The following is a 3,777-nucleotide window of genomic DNA, read 5'->3' as shown; positions in this document are numbered from 1 at the left end:
GTTGTAGGTGATCTGAAGGGTGGGGTTGGGTTGGATGTTGCCGAACCAGTACACCCCGTTGGTGCCGGCCGGGTCGCCGTCGGCTTCGAGTTCGACGGTGATCTGCGTGGCGCTGGTGTTGGAGGAGACCGGGTAGGTCAGGTCGAAACCTTCCGCGATGTCGCCGCCGGTGCAGTTCAGTCCGGTCTGCGCGGGCCAACTGTGGGTGACGGTGTGGCCCAGGTCGGCGGGTTTCGGGTTGGCCCAGCTGGTGCCGGAGTTGATTCCGCCGCTCCAGTGCAGGGTGGCCGAGGCGGGGGATCCGCAGGCGGCTGAGTAGTTGCGCGTGACCTTCACGGTGGCGTTCTGGATGATGCCGCCGTGGATCGCCGCGGGCAGCTTCCACTGGAAGTAGGGGTCCATCAGTCCCTGACAGCTGGACCAGAGGTTGCGGCCGATGCCCAGCGCGTGCTCGCTGGTGTTGCCCAGTTGCGGCGCGGCATCCCAGAACGACGTGTTGGTGCAGGGCGAGCCCTGTTCGCGGTCGACGTAGTCGGGGGTTCCCGCGGTGGTGGGGGTCCAGTCGATAGTGGGGTCGATGTACAGCGGGTAGACGGTGTGCAGTCCTGTGAGCAGCGCCGGGTCGGGGATCAGGGTGAGCGTGCCTGCGGTGGCCTTGGTGGTGACCGGAGCGAGGCGGGCGGCGATGCCGGCGTGCCCGGCGTTCGACGGGTCGGGGGACAGTTGCAGGTGTGCTCGTGCGGCCTTGGGGTGGACCGCGGCGAGGGTCGTGTTCGAGTCCCACATCAGGGGGCTGGCGGACTGCAGGATCGGGCCGCGAGGCCCGCTGGAGACGGTGATGCCGTCTTTCGCCCGGCTGCGGGTGATCTGGCCGCCGGCGATACGTGTCGGGAGGTTCAGTGTTTTCAGTTGCGGGTTGCGTGCCGCGGCGGCGGTCTTGACGATCAGGACGGTGGAGAACCCGCCGGTGTCCGTGGCCTGCACCTGCAGGTCAACGCCGGGCAGCACGTCCGGATAGGTCGCGCTCGATCCCGACACGCGCGGGGCCACAAGACGCCCGGGCCAGGAGAGCGTGTACGACACACCGCCGGAGGACGTGGTCGCGAGCGCAGCGGTGCCGCCGCCGGAGAAGCGCACGGTGCCGTACGCGGTGGAGTTCGGGGAGAGCGAGCCGTCCGGGTTGCGGTGCAGGCGGATGTCGATCGGCACCCAGGTCCCGCCGTGCAGGGCGCGCACCGGGGTGACGTTGGTGTCCGCGGTGAACTGTCCGTCCGGTTGGGCGATGACCTGGGTGACCTCGTCGGTCAGTGCGGTGACCGGCACGGGCTTGCCGCTGGCCTTGGCTTGCGTGGCGGCGGCGGCCATGGCGGCCTGCTGCGCCGCTGTTGTGCCGGATGCGGGTGGGATCTTGATCAGGGGGCTGTTGCCGCTCGTGGTGGAGGATGCTGAGGGGTCCGGTGCCGGGCTTCCCGAGGCGTTGGGCGCGGTGGGTGACGCGACGCTCGAGCCGGCGTCCCGGGGCGCCGTGGCGGCCAGCGCGGGCGATGCACCGAGCATGCTCGCCGCCGTCAGTGCCGTGGCCAACGCGCTCGCGATGACTGCATGGTGCTTTCGTGTGGCTGTTCGATATCTGATGTATGTGCTCGTGCGTGCGGGCACGATTCCCCCTCAAGGTACGTATAGAACACGCGCGCTCTTTGGGCGCGTGAGCCTCGACGCGGTGATCGTACGACGCGAGCGATGCGATGGCGAGAGTCATTACCTGTCAGGGCACGAACCAGCCACTAGGGGCAATCGTTGCAGGTGGCAGGGGATCCAGATCTCTCACGCTGGACTATAGGCAGCAGAGCTGGTGATAACCGATGACTGGCACTCCTGTCGTAAGAGCCCTGTTGGTCAGTCAGCATTTGTACACGTGATCGTCTCTTTCCAGAGTGTTCGAGCCCTGGTAGCTTCAACGTTCGACTGGCTTGATCGCGGCATCGACACAGGGGCGGGTTCGCATGGCGTTCGGGGTGCGCAGGGGCGGATACGTGGGTCGGGACGCGAAGGCGAGCGCACGCCGGCGGGCGGCGCGCTCGCTGATCAGCGCCGTGGCCACGGTGGCGTTGGGCACGGGTCTGCTTGCGGGCGGCGCGCACGCGCAGGCAGCCGTGGGACGCGGTGCGCCGCCGGTGCCGCGCACCGCGTCGGTCCCGGTCAGCCCGATCGTGTCGGACTACCGCAAGCCGGTGCCTATGAGCAGCCGGAAGGGTGCGGTCCCGGTGTGGCCCGCGGGCAGCGCGGACGCCCTGTTGACCGCGGCACAACCCAGCGGTGGTCTCGGCAGCGCTGGTGCTGCCGCGTTGCACGCGGGCCCTGCTGCTGCCCCGGTGCGGGCCGGTGCGCTGCCGGTGTGGATCGCCCGTTCGGCCGGCGCCTGGGCGGGCGGGCCGGTCAGCGCGCGCGTGTCGATCGCGCCCCGGACTGCCGCCGGCAAGGCGGGCGTGAACGGCGTGCTGATGTCCCTGGCGCGTACGGACGGCGCGAGCGCCCCGGCGCCGGTGCACGTGACGCTCTCTTACGCGCAGTTCCAGGACGCGTTCGGCGGTGACTGGGACGCGCGCCTTGCTTTGGTCGCGCTGCCGGCCTGCGCGCTGACCACCCCGGGGGTTGCGGCGTGCCGCACGCAGACCCCGGTGAGGTTCACCAATGAACTCAAGACCCACACCGTGGAAGCGGACGTCGCGCTGTCGGGTTCGACTCGGCCCGTCGCGCGGTCTTCCGCGACCGTGGCGGGCGCGCAGTCCCGGCGGGCCGCGGCACCGGCGATGGTGATAGGTCTGACGTCCACGACGTCCTCGGACGCCGGCGGCGGGGGTGGTGACTTCACGGCCACCTCGCTCAAGCCGTCGGGCTCCTGGCAGGCGGGCGGGTCGGCGGACGCGTTCACCTGGTCCTACCCGGTCCCGGTGCCCGCAGTGCCCGGTGGCCTTGCGCCGAAGGTGCAACTGTCCTACAACTCCCAGGCCCAGGACGGGCTGACCTCCTCCACCAACAACCAGGCTTCGAACGTCGGGGACGGATGGAGCCTGCCGCAGTCCTATATCGAACGCTCCTACCAGTCCTGCCACCAGAACCCGACGGGCACGACGCAGACCTACGACAACTGCTGGTCGAGTAACAACACGCTGACGATCTCGCTGAACGGGTCGACCAGCACCCTGGTGAAGGACGACCTCACCGGGGCGTACCACCCGGCGAACGACAGCAACGAGCTGATCCAGTTCAAGACCGGCGCACCCAACGGCGCACACAACGGCGAGTACTGGGTGGTGACCACCACCGACGGCACCCAGTACTACTTCGGGCAGAACCAGCTGCCCGGCTTCGCGTCGGGGGACGCGATCACCAACTCGGTGTGGACCGAGCCGGTGTACTCCACCGCATCCGGGCAGCCCTGCTACAACACGACCTTCGCCAATTCTTGGTGCCAGCAGGCCTACCGGTGGAACCTGGACTACGTCGTGGACACCCACAGCGACGCGATCTCGTACTGGTACAGCACCGAGACCAACTACTACGCGATGGACCAGGGCGCCACCGCGCCCGCGGCGTCGGCCTACACCCGCGGCGGGTACCTCTCGCAGATCAAGTACGGGCAGCGTGCCGGCCAGGTGTACACCACCACCCCCGCAGGTGAGGTGTCCTTCACCGTCAACGGGCGCTGCGACACCTCCGCCACCGGGTGCGCGACCTCCGGGATCTCCGGTTCCACCTCGAGTTGGCCGGACGTGC

At 69.2% G+C, this 3,777-nt stretch carries 2 pseudogenes; one reads left to right on the top strand and one right to left on the bottom strand.

Annotated elements, in window-relative coordinates:
* Positions 1–1,557, bottom strand: a pseudogene (locus KGA66_RS28280) (LamG-like jellyroll fold domain-containing protein); the annotation flags it as partial.
* Positions 1,558–2,003: 446 nt separating this feature from the next.
* Here KGA66_RS28280 and KGA66_RS28275 point away from each other — a divergent pair.
* Positions 2,004–3,777: pseudogene (locus KGA66_RS28275) on the top strand (hypothetical protein); the annotation flags it as partial.

Source organism: Actinocrinis puniceicyclus, from assembly GCF_018283645.1.
Taxonomy (GTDB): domain Bacteria; phylum Actinomycetota; class Actinomycetes; order Streptomycetales; family Catenulisporaceae; genus Actinocrinis; species Actinocrinis puniceicyclus.
The sequence above is the reverse complement of the archived record's forward strand: the minus strand, read 5'-3'. Positions and strand labels throughout refer to the sequence as shown.